Origin of the sequence: Rhizobium mongolense USDA 1844, assembly GCF_000419765.1 — a bacterium.
GTDB lineage: Bacteria > Pseudomonadota > Alphaproteobacteria > Rhizobiales > Rhizobiaceae > Rhizobium > Rhizobium mongolense.
On the sequence record NZ_ATTQ01000002.1, the window covers coordinates 394,735 to 411,832 of the forward strand.

Sequence of the window (17,098 nt, forward strand, 5' to 3'; positions counted from 1 at the left end):
TGCGGGCGTTCCGGCTAATCTCTGGGAGGAGTTCATGAAGAAATCAGTTCTGGCTTTCGGCGCGCTTGCACTCGGCGTTGCTTTTTCCGCTCCGGCCATGGCCGCGGATGTTTCCGCCTGCCTCATCACCAAGACGGACACCAATCCGTTCTTCGTCAAGATGAAGGAAGGCGCGACGGCCAAGGCGAAGGAACTCGGCGTTACACTGAAGTCCTACGCCGGTAAGATCGACGGCGACAGCGAAAGCCAGGTTGCTGCTATCGAAAGCTGCATCGCCGATGGCGCGAAGGGCATTCTGATCACTGCATCGGATACCAAGGGCATCGTTTCGTCGGTCAAGAAAGCGCGCGACGCTGGCCTGCTGGTCATCGCGCTCGACACGCCGCTCGATCCGGCCGATGCCGCTGACGCAACCTTTGCGACCGACAACCTGCTCGCCGGCAAGCTGATTGGCCAGTGGGCGAAGGAAACGCTTGGCGACAAGGCCAAGGACGCCAAGGTCGGCTTTCTCGATCTGACGCCGTCGCAGCCGACCGTCGACGTTCTGCGCGACCAGGGCTTCATGATGGGCTTCGGCATCGACCCGAAGGACCCGAACAAGATCGGCGATGAAGACGATCCGCGCATCGTCGGTCATGATGTGACCAACGGCAACGAAGAAGGCGGCCGCAAGGCCATGGAAAACCTTCTCCAGAAGGATCCGAGCATTAACGTGATCCACACGATCAACGAACCGGCCGCTGTTGGTGCCTATCAGGCGCTGAAGGCTGTCGGAATGGAGAGCAATGTGCTGATCGTGTCGGTTGACGGTGGTTGCCCGGGCGTCCAGTCGGTCAAGGATGGCGTCATCGGCGCCACCTCGCAGCAGTACCCGCTGATGATGGCGGCTCTCGGCGTCGAGGCGATCAAGAAGTTCGCCGATAGCGGCGAAAAGCCGAAGCCGACCGAGGGCAAGTCCTTCTTCGATACCGGTGTTTCGCTCGTCACCGACAAGCCGGTTTCCGGCGTCGAGTCCATCGACACCAAGGTCGGCACCGACAAGTGCTGGGGCTGAGCCTGGCTATCTAGCCACAACAACGGCCGGGGCTTGATCCTCGGCCGTTTTCGACAGACGATAAGCTCTTGCCTCAAGGACCGGCGTGCGAAGACCGGAGCAATATGGGCAATAGCTTCCGCGCGCGGTTCGGCGCGAAAGCGGAGGAGAAAAAATGACCGGAGCACAGGAATTCGAACGGGTTCTTGACGACAGCGATAAGAATGTCGCGTCGTTCGAACACCAGGACATCTCATTTCTGAAGCGTGCGCAGCACTTCCTGCACTCGACGCCGGCCGCGGTGCCGCTGATCGTGCTGGTGCTGGCGATCATCATTTTTGGCATAGCGATTGGTGGGCGGTTCTTCTCGTCCTACACGCTCACGCTCATTCTGCAGCAGATCGCCATCGTCGGCATTCTCGGCGCGGCCCAGACGCTGGTCATCCTGACCGCCGGCATTGATCTTTCGATCGGCGTCATCATGGTCATTTCCGCCGTCATCATGGGCAACTGTGCTATCACCTACGGAATTCCAACGCCGATTGCCGTCATCCTCGGCATGCTGGTTGGCGGCCTGTGCGGCTTGCTCAACGGTTTCCTCGTCGCCTACATGAAGCTGCCGCCGTTCATCGTGACGCTCGGCACGTGGAATATCGTTATGGCGACGAATTTCATCTACTCGGCAAACGAGACGATCCGCGATGCGGACGTGGATGCGCAGGCGCCGCTGCTGCATTTCTTCGCGCTCAGTTTCAAAGTCGGCAATGCGGTCTTGACGCTTGGCGTCATCGCCATGGTGCTGCTGGTGCTCGGGCTCTGGTATGTTCTCAACCACACGGCCTGGGGTAGGCACGTCTATGCGGTCGGCGATGATCCGGAGGCGGCAAAGCTCTCCGGCATCCAAACCAAGAGCGTGCTGCTCACGGTCTATGCAATCTCGGGCGTCATCGCAGCCTTTGCAGCTTGGGTATCGATCGGCCGCAACGGCTCCATCTCGCCGTCTTCAGCGGTCACCGATTATAACCTGCAGGCGATCACCGCCACCGTGATCGGTGGTATCTCGCTCTTTGGCGGCCGCGGTTCCATCCTCGGCACCCTGTTCGGCGCGATGATCGTCGGCGTCGTGTCCATGGGCCTCAACATGCTCGGGGCCGACCCCCAGTGGAAAGTCCTGCTGACGGGCGTGCTCATCATCGCCGCTGTCGCAATCGACCAGTGGATCAGAAAGGTTTCGGTGTAATCATGGCTGTTGAACCCATCCTTACCGCCCGCGGCCTCGTGAAGCGCTACGGACGCGTCACCGCGCTCGACAACGCAGACTTCGACCTCTATCCCGGCGAAATCCTCGCCGTCATCGGCGACAACGGTGCCGGCAAGTCGTCGCTGATCAAGGCGATTTCCGGTGCAGTTACTCCCGACGAGGGCGAGATCACGCTGGAGGGCAAGCCGGTCCACTTCAGGTCGCCGATGGAGGCGCGTGAGGCGGGCATCGAGACCGTCTATCAGAACCTTGCGCTTTCCCCCGCCTTGTCGATTGCCGACAACATGTTTCTTGGTCGTGAGATCAGGAGGCCTGGCGTGCTCGGCAGTTGGTTCCGCATGCTCGATCGGCCGGCGATGGAAAAACGCGCCCGTACGAAGCTCACGGAACTGGGTCTGATGACGATCCAGAACATCAATCAGGCGGTCGAAACGCTCTCCGGCGGCCAGCGCCAGGGTGTGGCGGTTGCACGCGCGGCCGCTTTCGGCTCCAAGGTTGTCATCATGGATGAGCCGACAGCCGCACTCGGAGTGAAGGAAAGCCGTCGCGTGCTGGAACTGATCCTCGACGTGCGTTCCCGCGGCTTGCCGATCGTGCTCATTTCGCACAACATGCCGCATGTCTTCGAAGTCGCGGACCGTATCCACATCCACCGGCTCGGCCGCCGCCTGACGGTCATCAACCCGAAGGAATACACCATGTCCGACGCCGTGGCATTCATGACCGGCGCCAAGACGGTCCCCACGGATCCGGTTCCCGCATGAGCGTAACCATCGAGGAAATCGCCGGCGAGGTGATCACCCGCGCCGGCGACACCAAGCGCTTCCTGATCGCCATCGCCGGTCCGCCCGGCGCCGGCAAGTCGACGATGGCGGATAATCTCGCCGATGCGCTGAGAGCGCGGGGAGAAACCGCGGAAGTGCTGCCGATGGACGGCTTTCACATGGACAACGCAGTTCTGAGCGAGCGGGGTCTGCTCGCCCGTAAGGGCGTGCCGGAAAGCTTCGACGTCCGCGGTTTTCTGGACATCATTCGCGCCGTGCGTCCAGCCGACCAGGAAGTGCTGATCCCGGTTTTCGACCGGTTCCGCGAGATCGCCATCGCATCGGCCCGCGTCGTCTCGCCGGAGCATCGCTTCATCATCGTCGAGGGCAACTACCTTCTGCTCAGCCAGGGCAAGTGGGCGGAGCTTGAGGGTATCTTCGACTACTCCATCATGCTTGCACCGCCGATCGAGGTGCTGGAAGAGCGGCTCTTAGCCCGCTGGCGCGGCTACAACCTGACGGAAGAGCAGGCGAGTGCCAAGGTCAATGGCAATGACCTGCCGAATGGCAGGCTCATCCTGGAAAACCGCCGCCGCGCCGATGTGACGCTTGAAATCGCCTGACAATTGAAGCGGCAAAATGTTTGCCATGAGCCGTGCCGGGATGATAATGCGCGAGGCGGAACTTTGAAGGCCGCCCTGCCGGAGTTATAGCGCATGCAGTCCATCACCATCCGCCGCCCTGACGACTGGCACCTGCATCTGCGCGATGGCGCGATGCTTGAAGGTGTGATCGGCGATACCAGCCGCAACTTCGCCCGCGCCATCATCATGCCGAACCTCGTGCCGCCGGTCGTGACGACGGCGGACGCGAAAGCCTATCGCGCGCGGATCATGGAGGCATTGCCGAACGGCGATCGCTTCGAGCCGCTGATGACGCTCTACCTCACGGAGCATACGAGCGCCGACGATATCGAGGAAGGCAAGAAAAGCGGCCTGATCACGGCGGTAAAACTTTATCCGGCGGGTGCGACTACCAATTCCCATAGCGGCGTGCGCGACATGGAAAAGGCCATGCCGATGCTGGAGCGCATGGCGAAGATCGGTCTGCCGCTTTGCGTGCACGGTGAAGTTACGACGCCTGAGGTCGACATCTTCGACCGTGAGGCCGTATTCATCGAAACGGTGCTCGATCCCCTGCGCAAGCGCCTGCCGGAGCTGAAAGTCACGATGGAGCACGTAACGACGGCAGACGGCATCGACTATATCAAGTCGTCGAAAGCCAATCTCGCAGGCTCCATCACGACGCACCACCTGATCATCAACCGCAATGCAATCCTGGTTGGCGGCGTCCGGCCGCATTATTACTGCCTGCCGGTCGCCAAGCGCGAAAACCACCGCCTGGCGCTGCGTGCGGCCGCTGTGAGCGGCGACAAGCGCTTCTTCCTCGGCACCGATTCGGCCCCGCATATCGATCCGCTGAAGGAGTGCGCCTGCGGCTGCGCTGGCATCTATTCCTCGATCAATACGATGAGTTGCCTTGCCCATGTCTTCGAGCAGGAGGGCGCGCTCGACAAGCTCGAAGCCTTCGTCTCGCTGAACGGCCCGGCCTGGTATGGCCTTTCGCCGAACGAAGAGCGCGTCACGCTGGTGAAGCGTGAAGTGCCCGTGGCGTTTCCGACGAAGATCGAAACCGGTGCCGGAACGGTGACGGTGTTCGATCCCATGTTCCCGCTGCACTGGGACGTCGAACGCTCTTGATCGGCTCGTGCAATTTTTCTAGGGTCGTTTCCGGCGATGCGGCCAGCCGTCCCGTGCGTGCGAGCGCTAAGGTGAATGCATCCAGATAAATCCTTCACATCCTTGCCTTTGGCGAACGATGGCGAACGGGTCAGCAGACGCGGGCACTGATCTTCCTGTTTGCCGCCGACGGAAGGATGAACGATGCGCGATTTTCGCGATGCCAAGCTTATGGCAAAAGCCCTGCGGCAGGCTCTGGCCGGCCGAGAAATTACCCTCACGCATAGCGAGACGCTGGAGATTGTCGCCAGGCAGTTTGGCTTCGATCAGTGGAACATTCTTGCGGCGAGGCTTGATGAAGCGGACGCCAGCCCCGGCAATATCGACATAGAACCGCCGATTCCCATCTTCCGTATTTTCGATATCGACAAGGCGATGGAGTTCTATTGCGGCTTTCTAGGCTTCAGGCTGGATTGGAAACACCGCTTCGGCGATCAGTTTCCGCTCTATTGCCAGGTCTCACGCGGGAGCATGCTGCTGCATCTGAGCGAGCATTCCGGCGACGCGAGCCCCGGCGCCAGAGCCTTCGTGCCGGTGAGCGGTGTTCGCGCCTTCCAGGCCGAACTCGTCGGCAAGAATTATCGCTACATGAAGCCAGGCCTCGAAGAGGCGCCGTGGGGGCTCGAGATGCAGGTCGTCGACCCCTTCAACAACCGCATCACCTTCTGCGAAAGATGCTGAAAGGCCGGGCGGGAGGAGCAAAGTCCTACCGCCTCCATCAAAGGATCATCAAGGCCCGGACGAAAGCAACTGCGGAAAGCAGGGACGCGATCGTGCGGACGTGATTCCACCAGGTCCAATCCTTCAGATAGGTATTCCAGACGCTGGCGTCTTGCGCGCCATTAGCGCTGACCTTTGCCAGGGCATTATTCATCGGCACGTTGAAGACGATAGTTGAGATAAAGGATGCGATGACGTAGAGCCCGGCACCAGCCAGCATCCAAATGCCTGCGCTTCCCCGCCAGTCGATGACGGCCAGGACGGCGATCAGGACGGACAGGATGGCGGTTGGAATGAAGACGAGCATGAACGGCGAGCGCACGATCGTGACGTTGATCGAATTCATTGCCGCGATGCCTTGCTCCGGCGGAATGCGGGAAAATGCGGTCATGATGAAGGTCGAGAAGGCAAAGAAGATGCCGGCGACAAGGCCGCTGCCGATTGCAGCGGCGACAAGCGCGAAGGTGAGGATCATTCCCATGGTCATGTCTCCCATATGCCGGTCACCGCAGTCTCGCGGGCATATTGGCTGAAGTCTTTCGGCGGCCGGCCGAGGATTTCCGCAACACCATTCATGACGCGCGAATTGCGGCCGTCGAGAACCTTGCCGAAGAGCTCCTCGAGAAGATCGATCGTTCCTGCCGGCAGGTCGGCCGAAGAGAGCCCGGCCTTGAAGTCTTCCATGGAAACCTGGCGGTAGCGGATCGCCCGTCCGGTCGCCGTCGCGATCTCCGATACCGCTTCGCGGAAGGTAAGCGCGCTTGGCCCGGTCAATTCGTAGGTTTTGCCGAGGTGACGCTGGTCGGTCAGCGCGGCAACGGCCGCATCGGCAATGTCGTCGGCATCGGTGAAGGGCTCCTTGACCTCACCCGCGGGCAAGACGAGCTCTCCCGCGGCGATCGAATCCTTAAACGCGCCTTCGCTGAAGTTCTGGCAGAACCAGGATGCTCGCAGGATCGTGTAGCCGATGCCGGCGGCCTTGAGCATCTCTTCGCTGCGCTCGGCACCGTCTTCGCCGCGGCCGGAGAGCAGGACGATATGCCGCAAACCGTAATCGACGGCCGTCTTCGCCAAGGCGCCGATAGCAGCGGCCGCCCAAGCGACGGCGAGATCGGGCTGAAAGGTGACATATGCGCTGGTGGCACCCTTAAGCGCCGAGGGCCAGGTTGCTCTATTCTCCCAATCAAAGGGGCGTGTGCTGGAGCGCGAAGCGAAGCGCGACTTGATACCGCGCTCTTTGAGTCGCGAAGCGACGCGCCCGCCAGTTTTTCCCGCGCCGCCAACTAGGATGATTTCGGAATTCTGCATTTGACTGCTCCTTCCACAAAACAAGAGAAAATCTCGTATTTGCATAATGAGATAAACTCTCTTATTTTACTCGTCAACAGAAAAATGGAGTGCCGAATGACGGAACGGACCGTGGTTAGGCGTAAAAGAGGATTGCAATCGGCCGGTCAACCTCGACGCATCCCGCGCCAGCAGCGGGGTCGGGAACGCTTCGAGAAGATCTTGTCGGTGGCAATGGAACTGATCGAAAAGAACGGCAGCGACGCCCTGAAGATGAGCGAAATCGTTGAAAAGGCCGAGCTTTCCTTCGGCGCCCTTTACCAGTATTTCCCGGACAAGAGCTCCATCATCCGGACGCTTGCCGAACGCTTCAACGAGCAGGGCAGGCGCTGCGTCGAAGAAGAGCTGGCCAAGGTAGCGAGCACCGAAACGCTGCAAAGGGCGCTCTGCAACATCGTCGATCAGTATTGCGATTTCTTCCGCAGAGAACCGGTCATGCGCGACATCTGGCATGCGACCCAGGCCGACAAGCTGCTGCAGGAGGTCGATGCCGAGGACATGGAATTCCACTCGCAAAGACTGTTCGAGGTCTTGGAAAAACTGTGGCCGGAGCGTGAAGGGGGCGAGTTGCTGGCGATTGCGCGGCTGACGATGCATCTGCTTGCAGCGGCCGTGCGCTATTCGATCTCGGTCAGCGAGGAGGAGGGGCGGACTGCGATCGCGCTCTACAAGAGAATGCTGCCGGCCGATATCGGCCGGCTTCTCGACAACCCGTCGCGCTAGACGGGCATAAGGCTGCGGAGCATGAAATAGGCGATGCATCCCATGGCAACCGCGACTACTGAGGCCAACGCCAAGGCGACGCCATACTCCCGCGTGCCGGCGGTGAAGGCTAGCACCGCCTTTGTTATGACATTGACGGCGACCGCAATCAGGATGACGTCGGCGGCGGTTTTGGCATTGATCGCGGTGCCCATAAGGCGCGCCGTCGAAAGTGTGATGGCGTCCACATCGACCAGCCCGGAGATCGCGGCCACGGCGTAAAGTGCCGACGCGCCGATATAGTCGATTGCCATCTTTGATATCAGGCTGATCAACCCAAGCAGCGCGGCGAAAGAGAAGACCATGCGAAGTTCGAACGGGTTCTTCAGCTCAATTTCCGGCACCTCTCTCGCGGAGCCGGAACGCCAGACCCAGAAGACGCCCGCAATCAGAAAGCCGATGATCGCCGGGATCAGGCCGGCTGCAAGCGGAGGAAGCAAGTCGAGCGAGAAGGCGCTGCCGATGACAAGAACACGGGCAAAGGACAAGGCTCCAGCAACGGCCGCCCCGGCCGCCAGATGTGTCGAACCCTGAGGCGCCTGCTTGGAATAACGTGCGAAAGAGAGCGTCAGCGCAGTGGAAGAAACCAGTCCCCCGGCAGCCCCTGCCAGCAGGATGCCACGAGTCGTGCCAGTCAGCTTGATGGCGAGATAGCCGGCAAAGGAAAGTGCGGCGATGGTAATGGTCAGCACCCAGAGGGAAAAAGGGTTGAGCGCCCCCCAAGGGTCGAGCGGCCTGTCCGGAAGCAGCGGTAGAGCAACCACGGTCATGGCAAGCAGCACCAGCGCAGAGCGAAGCTCCGGCCAGGTCATACCTCTCAGAAAGCCATGCAGGCTGTGGCGCGCGGCAAGAATTATCGTCATCACGACGCCGCTTGCAGCCGCAGTCACGATGTCACCGACAGCGGCGAGAACGCCAAGCCCGAAAACCGCCAGCGCAGCCACGACCGAGGTTATGCTGTAATCTTCGTCTTCCTGCGTCTCCTGCCAATTCCCTGCTATATAGACGAGGCCAAGCAGCGCCGCGATCGTCGCCGGTAGGAAAGGACCGATCATCGAATGCAGCGTCCCGGCTATTCCGCCGAGAAAACCAGTGAGGGCGAATGTGCGGATACCTGCTGTCCTGCCGCCCGCCCGGACGTCGCGCTCCTGCCAGCCCCGCTCGACGCCGACAAGCAGGCCAATCGCAAGAGCCACACCGAGACGCTGAAAGATTTCGATATGTTCCATGGTCTTACGATATTCCCGTCATGCCAGCGCACAATCAGAAATGTTTGAAAGAGTTGACGCATTCGTTGCTATTCTTGACGCCGGACCCTCGCAGTTCTGGAATCTTTTCGCGCTTGCTGCTATTGCCGCATGGATTTAAGCGAAGGAGAGAGCGATGATCCACACGACATTTCCCGACCGCGCCGTCATGGCCGAACTGGTGGCGAAGATGCTCTGGGAGATCAGGGCGGTCCATTTCAACGCCGCCCAGCCCTACAAGCTCTCCTCCGGCATGGCGAGCCCGGTCTATATCGATTGCCGCAAGCTGCTCTCTTTCGCGCGAATCCGTTCCACGGTGATGGACTTCGCCGCAGGCGTCGTCCTTCGTGACGCCGGTTTCGAGCAGTTCGATTGCATTGCCGGCGGCGAGACGGCGGGGATTCCCTTCGCCGCGTTGCTTGCCGATCGTCTCGGCCTGCCGATGATCTATGTGCGCAAACAGCCGAAGGGCCATGGCCGCAATGCGCAGATCGAAGGGAATATGCCCGAAGGTTCGCGCGTCCTTGTCATCGAGGATCTGACGACGGCGGGCGGCAGCATGTTCAAGTTCATCGATGCCATCCGCGCGGCTGGCGGCATCGTTGATCACGGCATTGCACTCTTCTACTACGGCATCTTTGACGAAGGCGCGTTGCGCTTTGCTGACGGGAAGGTGAAGCTGCATTACATCGCTACCTGGCGTGACGTTCTGGCTGTTGCCAAAGCGCAGGAGCTTTTCGACGAGAAGACGCTCAGCGAAGTGGAAGCTTTCCTCGACGCGCCGCTCGCCTGGTCGGGCCGCAACGGCGGCGTTTCGTCGCTTTAAGAACGGATAGGCAAAGTGCGGCTTTGCTTTTGCCACGAAATTATCTAATCGATTTGAAGATCGAAATTCACCGATACTTTGGGAGGCCGGAATGATTTTGTGCTGTGGCGAAGCGTTGATCGACATGCTGCCGCGGGAGACGACGCTCGGCGAGAAGAGCTTCGCGCCCTATGCCGGCGGTGCGATCTTCAACACGGCGATTGCGCTCGGCAGGCTTGGCGTTCCGACGTCCTTCTTTACCGGCATCGCCGATGACATGATGGGCGATATCCTGCGCGAGACGCTGGTCGCCAGCAATGTTGATTTCAGCCTTTGCGCCATATCGCCCCGCCCGTCGACGCTCGCATTCGTTAAGCTGGTGAACGGTCAGGCGACTTATGCCTTCTACGATGAAGGCACGGCCGGCCGCATGATCACCACAGACGATCTGCCGGTCCTCGGCGACGATTGTGAGGCGCTGCATTTCGGTGCGATCAGCCTGATCCCCAGTCCCTGCGGCGAGACGTACGAGACGCTGCTCGATCGAGAGGCCGGAAAGCGCGTCATCTCGCTCGATCCGAACATCCGCCCCGGCTTCATCAAGAATAAGGAAGCCCACATGGCGCGCATCAAGCGCATGGCGGCGAAGTCCGATATCGTCAAGTTTTCCGACGAAGATCTTGAATGGTTTGGCCTTGAAGGCAGCCATGACGATCTGGCGGCCCACTGGCTGAAGCATGGCGCCAAGCTCGTCGTCATCACCAAGGGCGCGGAAGGCGCGTCGGGCTACACCAAGGATCGCAAGGTCGTTGTGCCGAGCCAGCGCGTCACTGTGGTCGACACGGTTGGTGCGGGCGATACATTCGATGCGGGCATCCTCGCTTCGCTGAAGATGGACAATCTGTTGACCAAGGCGCAGGTTGCCTCCCTCGACGAAAAGGCGCTGCACAACGCTCTGTCGCTTGGGGCAAAGGCCGCGGCCGTCACCGTTTCGCGCGCCGGCGCCAATCCGCCCTGGGCGCACGAAATCGGCCTTTGAGCTACCCAAGCCGATCAAGAAAGCCGAGTACTTCGCGATTGAAGTGCTCGGGCCGCTGCAGGGGCGCGAAGTGGCTGACATCGGGCAGCAGGATGAGCTCGGCATCAGGGATGTTGCGCGCGAGATAGTCGGCATGCTCGGGCTTGATGAATTCGTCGCGCTCACCCAGCACGACCGCGACTGGCACCTTGATCCGCGCGAGATCGCTCGCTGTGTAGTTGGGCTCGGTCGCCATCATCCTGCTGACGTCCTGAACAAAGGCATCGAACTGATCGGGTGTTGCCGATAGTGCCCGATAATCCTTGCTGTGCCGGCTGAAGCAGCGATCGATGACCGGCGTCGCGACAAACTCTTTCGTGCCGCTCGGATCCATATTGCACGCGAAGAAGAAGACGCCGGAGACGCGGTCCGGATGCTGATCGGCAAGGATGAGTGCTGTGCAGGCGCCATCACTCCAGCCGACGAGCGCTGCCTTGGCGAGCTCTAGATGATCCATGATCGCCAGAACGTCCGTTGCCATCAACGCGTACTCATACGGCTGGGTATCGCGCGTGCTGCGGCCATGCCCACGGCTGTCGATGACCACAACCTGCCGGCCGGACTCGATCAATGCCGGCACTTGGTAGCCCCAATTGCCGCTGTTACCAAGCCCGCCATGCAAGAGGATCACCGCAGGACCGTTCCCGTAAGTCGCGTACCATATACTGGCACCCTCATGCTCGATGAGACCTGCGGATGCCGCCGTCGGCAGCGGTGGCGCGCCCTCTGCCTCAAAAATCTTGAGTTCGTCGTCCATCACACTCATGCGGCTCTCCCTTCCTTGATACAGACGATCAGATGTGGCGCGTTTCGACAGCTTCAAATGTAAATCACAGATCCCATCCGAGATCTTGAGGCACGATCCGAGAGATCGGGATCGTCGAACGACAGACGGATGGTCCCAGGGAGAATTTAGGAGAATAAGACACCATCAGATCGTCTAAGGCTTCGAAAGTCGCACAATGCCTAAACGGGATGCCAGGCTTAGGAGACCCGTCGTGCATCGGCAGCCGCGACAAGGGCGAGCTGAGGAGCAGAGCAAGCACAGCATCTCGTAGAACGGACTTACGTGGCCAATTCGACGGACAGACGAGTCATTCGCGTTTACATCTATTAGGCCGATAGACGAGCCTCGACAAAGTGTTCGGCGGCTTCTTCGAGTGCTTCTTCCGCCCACTGATTGAGGCTCTTTCCTGAAAGCTCGGCGGCAAGAGCTGCTCGGCGGTGCACTTCAGGAGCGACACGAAACATCATCTTACCAGAATAGGGTTTCTGAGGCTCTTTTCCTATTGTCTTGCATGTCTCGACGTAATCATCGACAGCCTCATGAAAAGCTTTCTTAATTTCAGAGACGCTGTCACCGTGAAAGCCGATGACATCGGAAATACCTGCAATCTTGCCAAAAAATACCTCGTCCTCAGCGTCAAATTCGATGCGAGCGTGGTAGCCGTTGTAAGTCAAGGTGTTCATGGTGTTGCTCCAATCTGCGTCAGGAACTCGCGAGCATCGCGCACCTGATAGCGCTTCGCTTCCTTGTCCGGGTGAGGTCGATGGAAGCTCGCAATGATGCCGTCTTTTTCGAACTTAACGCGGGAGCCGTTTCCCTGGATTACACTCGCCCCGGCAGCTACAAGCAGGTTCTCGATTGCCGTCCATTCAATGGTTCCAGATACCGGATCCATGAAGACGGCCGCCAGAGTCTTTCTCTGCTTGCTGTTCATGCTAGCAAATATATAGGCGCTTGCTGATTATGCAAGCACAAACTCGGCAGCCCATCCAGGCTAGAAATACGGGTCCATAGTTTTCTAATCGCCCTTATGAGGCAGTCGATCAATTCGAAGAATAGGCTCGTGACTCCGTTCTCGCCGGCATCGTGTTATCAAGGGTCTGCAGTTCGAATCTTTTCAAGGCGAGGGATTGGAGTTGCCTCTTGGCGCGATCGATCCAGTCCGGCAAGCAATACAAAGGGCAAACTTCCATCCAAGCCGGCCCTGACGTTCTCGTCGGCGCGACAGGCAGCTCTGGAGCGCTTCGCCACGCCCGCGGCCGAGCCGCCCATCAATCCAGGAGATCACTTCGCCGTAAGGCCCGGGCTCCGTCTTGAAAAGAAATTAAGCCATTCCAATTCCTTCCAGCAATTCAGCTTGTATTCGGAGGACGCCGATGAACGTCTTTTCGCCGAAAGCCGGATTTCTCTCCGCTAGAATTGGACTTCTCGCGCTCGCCTCCGTCGCGACTGTCGCCTCCGGCGTGGCCCTTGGCCCGGCGCGGGCCGAGCTGCTCGCCCGTGTTCCCGCCGCGCGCGAAATGGCGGTCTGCGGCGACATATTGTTCGTTGGAACCAAAGGTTCCTCGGTCTATGCCGTGCCATTCTCCGGCGGCCTCGCCCGGCGGGTCGCCTCCGGATTCTCCGCTCCGAACGGAGTCGCATGCTCCCGCGGTCGTTTGTTCGTCGCTTCGAGAAACAGCGTAACCGCGTTCAACATCGGGCGTGGGGGCGCTCTGAGCGGTAGGCGTGATATTCGTCGAGACTTGCCGAATTCGGGAGCCCACAGTTTTCGCTATATCGCCGTCGGTCCCGATTCCCGGCTCTATGTCTCGTTGGGATCGCCTTGCAACATTTGCTTGCCGCGCGGGCTGCAAGGCACGATCGTCAGCATGGACCAGGACGGGTCCGACCTTCGACGAGTGGCCTGGGGGGTGCGCAATTCGGTCGGCTTCGACTGGCGCGGCGGCACGATGTTCTTTACCGACAACGGCGCCGACCGAATGGGCGACGATATCCCACCAGACGAGCTGAACGCGCTGCAGCCCGGCGGCTTTTACGGCTTTCCCTTTTTCGGAGGCCAGATCCGGCTCAAGGGGTTCGAGGACTCGCCGCCGCTCGCGCGGCAGATTTCGCCCGTCTTCAACTTTCAGGCGCATGTCGCAGCCTTGGGAATCCATTTCTTCCGCAGCCTCGGCGGCGACGCCCTGGTTGCCGAGCACGGCAGTTGGGACAGGTCTGTTCCGGTCGGCCGTCAGGTAGTGCGGGTGCGCTTCCAAGGGGGCCGCCCCGTCTCGGCGACGACTTTCGCCAGAGGCGTCGGGCGGCCTGTGGACGTCAAGGAAGCGCCGGACGGTTCCGTCCTAATATCCGACGACGCCGGAGGCGCGATTTACGTCCTCAGGCGGTGACGCCCGAGGGTTCCTTGGAGGGACTCGCTTCAGGTTAACGGCGTGGTTGGTCGGATGAGCGCTTCGAGGTAGGTAGTCGGGTTCAGGATTGGCGAGCTTGCCGCGGACTGCCGCTGCGAAAGCCTCCTGACACCGGTTGCTTATGCGACGCTGAACGATGGTCTGTTCGGTGAACATGTTCTCGTTCTGTGTTTCGAAAGTCGCACCATGCCTAGTTGGAACTGTGCTTTTCGCACCACTCAACATACTGAGAATCTGACTTCTTGCGCCAAGACGTTCCTTGCAGATCGTTTCCACAAGCGCCTGCAGGTCCTTTACGCGCGCAACAAGCCATTGCAGCTCTTCATGACTGATCGTGTATCTCGACGAATAGCGCGCCTCGACATAAGCCCGCGACAACAGCTCAAATGAGCGGCGGGCAGGGCGAGTGTCGCGTGGCCAGGCGGAAACCAGCCGCGCATCCGTGCTTTCGGCTTGCGAGCGCAGCACCTTGATGCGGTGAGACTTCGGGCTGTAGAGCGTCAGGGTCAGCAAAACGCAATGGTAAAAGCGCTCTGTCGCCTGATGCAGATCGAAGGCGGCGTGGTTTGACATCTGATCGGCAAAAGCATTTTCAGCCTGCCTGACACAGTAAGACGCATCGGAAACCATTTGTCGAAATACCGCTGTGCTTCGGCCTTTGCCTCGTCTGGTGTCAGCGCTTTCGGCTGGGCGAGTGGATGGCCGGGCTCCTCGTAGAGCACGATCCCGTCTTTGGCGATGTCGGTGAAGAAGGGCCGGCCGCGTGCCAACTGGTCGTTGACGTCTGCCAGGCAGTGCACGATCGGGATCACCGGCGTTTCGATCCGATGGCTGATCTGCTCCTGCAACAGCCGTTCCTCCAGCGCCTCCCACAGCTCGTGCTCCTCGGCAAAGCTCTTGGTGTTGACGACAATGAGAAGGTCATAGTCGGAACGGTAGCCGCTTGAGCGGTCCTCGACCCAGTCGCCGCGGGCATAGGAGCCGTAAAGAACCTTGAGCACCTTGCCGGGGCCTTCTTTCCGGACAGCTTGGTGGCGCGGAACTGCTCGACCTCGAAAAACAGGATTTGCAGAATACGGGCGAGCTCCCGGCGCTTCTTGTCGGGCAGATGGTCGAGATGCTCTGTCAGGGTCACCGCCGCGTCAACCATATTTCGCTGGTGCGCCTCTCCCGCAAAGCGAAGCGTTATCCAAGTCTTCGGTGCAACACCGCGCTGTCGCGTGCTTCTCTTACGGTTCTGATCAACGCCAGCCCGCTCGGCGAGATACCTCCCCACATCCGCTGGAGGAGGATCCGACAGCTATCGTCGAGGGGCGCACAATCCGAAGGATCGGAGTGATCTTACGTGGCGAGCTTCGCCAACGCTGCAACAAGCCCCTCGGTCGAACTATCGTGTCCTGCCGCGCTCTCCGTGCCTTCAATGACCGGCAGCAGGCCGGTCGCCAGTTCCTTGCCGAGCTCGACACCCCACTGGTCGAAGGAGTTGATGCGGAAGAGCACGCCTTCGACGAATACGCGATGCTCGTAGAGCGCAATGAGGCGGCCGAGCGCGTAGGGCGTCAGTTTGTCATAGACGAAGGTGATCGATGGCCGATTGCCGGTGAAGACTCGGTGCGGCGCGATGAAATCGGCCTTCTTGTCGTCCATCCCCTTGGCTGTGAGCTGCGCTTTGGCTTCCTCGAAAGTACGGCCCTTCATGAGCGCTTCTGACTGTGCCAGGCAATTGGCCATCAACAATTGGTGCTGGTGGCGCAGTTCCGGCTCGAAGGCATTGGCGGCGATCATGAATTCGCCGGGAATAATGCTCGTTCCCTGGTGGATGAGTTGGAAGAATGCGTGCTGGCCGTTGGTCCCAGGTTCGCCCCAGACCACCGGGCCGGAATTGCTCTCGACCGGCGTGCCGTCGATCGTCACACCCTTGCCGTTGGATTCCATGTCGAGCTGCTGCAGGTAGGCCGGGAAGCGCGACAGGCGCTGGTCGTAAGGCAGGATCGCACGGGTGGGATAACCCAGCACATTGCGGTGGTAAAAGCCGATGAGGCCGAGCAGCACGGGCAGGTTTTCGGTAACCGGAGCCTTACGGAAGTGGTTGTCCATTGCATGCGCGCCGTCGAGGAATTTGCCGAAGTTTTCGGGTCCGATCGCGATCATCAGCGGCAGGCCGATGGCCGACCAGATGGAATAGCGGCCACCGACCCAATCCCAGAAGCCGAAGACGCGTTCGCTCGCGATGCCGAAGGCGGCGACCTTGTCGAGCGCCGTCGAGACGGCCGCGAAATGGTGCTGCACCGCAGCCTCACCCAGCGCCTTGGCGATGAAATTGCGCGCCGTCTGCGCATTGGTCATCGTCTCGATCGTCGTGAAGGTCTTCGAGGCAATGATGAAGAGCGTCGTTTCCGGCTGGACCTGCTTCAGGATGTCGGCGATATGGGCGCCGTCGATGTTGGAGACGAAATGCGCGCGCGGGCCATCATGGAAGGGTGCGAGCGCCAGGGTCGCCATGACCGGGCCGAGGTCCGAGCCACCGATCCCGATATTGACGACGTCGGTGATCTGCTTGCCCGTCGCGCCCTTCAGCGCGCCGGAGCGGATGCCGTCGGCGAACTTCCCCATGGCGGCGAGAACGCCGTTGACATCCGGCATCACATCCTTGCCGTCGACCAGCACCGCCGTGTTGGAGCGGTTGCGAAGCGCAGTGTGTAGAACCGCGCGGTCTTCTGTGAAGTTGATGGCTTTGCCGGAAAACATTTCCTCGCGCTTCTTCTCCACACCGCCTTCTTCTGCGAGCTTGACAAGAAGCGCCAGGATTTCGTCGTTCACGGCGGTCTTTGAATAGTCCATCAAAAGGTCGTCGAGCGAGGCGGTGAAGCGAGAGAAGCGCTTTGGATCGGTCGCGAAGGCATCGCGGATATCGGTTGCCTTCGTGGCGGCCGCAGTGCTCTTCAGCTGTTCGACGATGACATTCATTGGAGGCTCCTTTGAAGGCGGAAAGGTTGCGGAAACTATTCGCTTTGTAGGGCGTAAATCAAGTTCAGCCACCGCCGGAATGCAAAAAAGCCACCCGCGCACAGGCGGATGGCTTCA

The 17,098-nt window shown here is 60.1% G+C and carries 17 protein-coding genes and 1 pseudogene; 10 read left to right on the forward strand and 8 right to left on the reverse strand.

Annotated elements, in window-relative coordinates; translation table 11 throughout:
- Window positions 1–34 precede the first annotated feature (34 nt).
- From A3C3_RS0105105 to A3C3_RS0105130, 6 genes are all read left to right on the forward strand, one after another.
- The gene (locus tag A3C3_RS0105105; RefSeq protein ID WP_022713541.1) at window positions 35–1,054 is read left to right on the forward strand and encodes a sugar ABC transporter substrate-binding protein; all 1,020 of its coding nucleotides are present in this window, start codon (window positions 35–37) and stop codon (window positions 1,052–1,054) included.
- Window positions 1,055–1,208: 154 nt separating this feature from the next.
- Window positions 1,209–2,273, forward strand: a complete 1,065-nt coding sequence (locus tag A3C3_RS0105110) for an ABC transporter permease (RefSeq protein WP_022713542.1) — start codon at window positions 1,209–1,211, stop codon at window positions 2,271–2,273.
- A gap of 2 nt (window positions 2,274–2,275) precedes the next feature.
- A complete protein-coding gene (locus tag A3C3_RS0105115) occupies window positions 2,276–3,058 on the forward strand; it encodes an ATP-binding cassette domain-containing protein (protein WP_022713543.1) in 783 nt (260 codons plus the stop codon).
- Window positions 3,055–3,681: a nucleoside triphosphate hydrolase gene (locus A3C3_RS0105120; RefSeq protein WP_022713544.1), complete on the forward strand. Its 627-nt coding sequence runs from the start codon at window positions 3,055–3,057 to the stop codon at window positions 3,679–3,681. Before A3C3_RS0105115 ends, A3C3_RS0105120 begins: the two co-directional genes overlap by 4 nt.
- A gap of 93 nt (window positions 3,682–3,774) precedes the next feature.
- Window positions 3,775–4,818 (forward strand): dihydroorotase, encoded by a 1,044-nt coding sequence (gene pyrC, locus A3C3_RS0105125; RefSeq protein ID WP_022713545.1) that lies wholly within the window; start codon window positions 3,775–3,777, stop codon window positions 4,816–4,818.
- A 183-nt stretch (window positions 4,819–5,001) separates the two neighbouring features.
- A complete protein-coding gene (locus A3C3_RS0105130; protein WP_022713546.1) occupies window positions 5,002–5,538 on the forward strand; it encodes a glyoxalase superfamily protein in 537 nt (178 codons plus the stop codon).
- Between the two features lie 37 nt (window positions 5,539–5,575).
- On the opposite strand, the gene A3C3_RS0105135 is transcribed toward A3C3_RS0105130, so the two are convergent.
- Both A3C3_RS0105135 and A3C3_RS0105140 read right to left on the reverse strand, forming a co-directional pair.
- A complete protein-coding gene (locus tag A3C3_RS0105135; RefSeq protein ID WP_376774919.1) occupies window positions 5,576–6,073 on the reverse strand; it encodes an anthrone oxygenase family protein in 498 nt (165 codons plus the stop codon).
- On the reverse strand, window positions 6,061–6,885 hold the full coding sequence (locus A3C3_RS0105140; RefSeq protein ID WP_022713548.1) for an NmrA family NAD(P)-binding protein: 825 nt from the start codon (window positions 6,883–6,885) through the stop codon (window positions 6,061–6,063). Before A3C3_RS0105140 ends, A3C3_RS0105135 begins: the two co-directional genes overlap by 13 nt.
- A 96-nt stretch (window positions 6,886–6,981) precedes the next feature.
- Between A3C3_RS0105140 and A3C3_RS0105145 the strand changes: the two genes are divergently transcribed.
- Entirely contained in the window at window positions 6,982–7,647 is a 666-nt protein-coding gene (locus A3C3_RS0105145) for a TetR/AcrR family transcriptional regulator (protein WP_022713549.1), read from the forward strand.
- On the opposite strand, the gene A3C3_RS0105150 is transcribed toward A3C3_RS0105145, so the two are convergent.
- Window positions 7,644–8,915 carry an MgtC/SapB family protein gene (locus A3C3_RS0105150; protein ID WP_022713550.1) on the reverse strand — a complete coding sequence of 424 codons (1,272 nt, stop codon included), beginning with the start codon at window positions 8,913–8,915 and terminating at the stop codon, window positions 7,644–7,646. The genes A3C3_RS0105145 and A3C3_RS0105150 overlap by 4 nt on opposite strands.
- A 154-nt stretch (window positions 8,916–9,069) precedes the next feature.
- On the opposite strand from A3C3_RS0105150, the gene A3C3_RS0105155 reads away from it, so the two are divergent.
- Together A3C3_RS0105155 and A3C3_RS0105160 are read left to right on the forward strand one after the other, a co-directional pair.
- A complete protein-coding gene (locus tag A3C3_RS0105155) occupies window positions 9,070–9,759 on the forward strand; it encodes an orotate phosphoribosyltransferase (protein ID WP_022713551.1) in 690 nt (229 codons plus the stop codon).
- Between the two features lie 91 nt (window positions 9,760–9,850).
- The gene (locus A3C3_RS0105160; RefSeq protein WP_022713552.1) at window positions 9,851–10,777 is read left to right on the forward strand and encodes a carbohydrate kinase family protein; all 927 of its coding nucleotides are present in this window, start codon (window positions 9,851–9,853) and stop codon (window positions 10,775–10,777) included.
- Between the two features lies 1 nt (window position 10,778).
- Here A3C3_RS0105160 and A3C3_RS0105165 read toward each other — a convergent pair whose 3' ends face one another.
- The 3 genes from A3C3_RS0105165 to A3C3_RS0105175 all read right to left on the reverse strand — a co-directional run bounded on the left by A3C3_RS0105165 (window position 10,779) and on the right by A3C3_RS0105175 (window position 12,537).
- A complete protein-coding gene (locus A3C3_RS0105165) occupies window positions 10,779–11,582 on the reverse strand; it encodes an alpha/beta fold hydrolase (protein WP_022713553.1) in 804 nt (267 codons plus the stop codon).
- A gap of 347 nt (window positions 11,583–11,929) precedes the next feature.
- A complete protein-coding gene (locus A3C3_RS0105170; RefSeq protein WP_022713554.1) occupies window positions 11,930–12,286 on the reverse strand; it encodes a type II toxin-antitoxin system HicB family antitoxin in 357 nt (118 codons plus the stop codon).
- Window positions 12,283–12,537 (reverse strand): type II toxin-antitoxin system HicA family toxin, encoded by a 255-nt coding sequence (locus tag A3C3_RS0105175; protein ID WP_022713555.1) that lies wholly within the window; start codon window positions 12,535–12,537, stop codon window positions 12,283–12,285. The genes A3C3_RS0105170 and A3C3_RS0105175 overlap by 4 nt, the downstream gene beginning before the upstream one ends.
- A gap of 442 nt (window positions 12,538–12,979) precedes the next feature.
- Here A3C3_RS0105175 and A3C3_RS0105180 point away from each other — a divergent pair, with 442 nt between their 5' ends.
- The gene (locus tag A3C3_RS0105180) at window positions 12,980–13,993 is read left to right on the forward strand and encodes a PQQ-dependent sugar dehydrogenase (RefSeq protein ID WP_022713556.1); all 1,014 of its coding nucleotides are present in this window, start codon (window positions 12,980–12,982) and stop codon (window positions 13,991–13,993) included.
- A gap of 270 nt (window positions 13,994–14,263) precedes the next feature.
- Here A3C3_RS0105180 and A3C3_RS48445 read toward each other — a convergent pair.
- Window positions 14,264–15,164 (reverse strand): annotated as a pseudogene (locus tag A3C3_RS48445) (HEPN domain-containing protein); the annotation flags it as partial.
- Window positions 15,165–15,355: 191 nt separating this feature from the next.
- Window positions 15,356–16,981, reverse strand: coding sequence for a glucose-6-phosphate isomerase (gene pgi, locus A3C3_RS0105190; RefSeq protein WP_022713557.1), 1,626 nt, complete (start codon window positions 16,979–16,981; stop codon window positions 15,356–15,358).
- Between the last annotated feature and the right edge of the window lie 117 nt (window positions 16,982–17,098).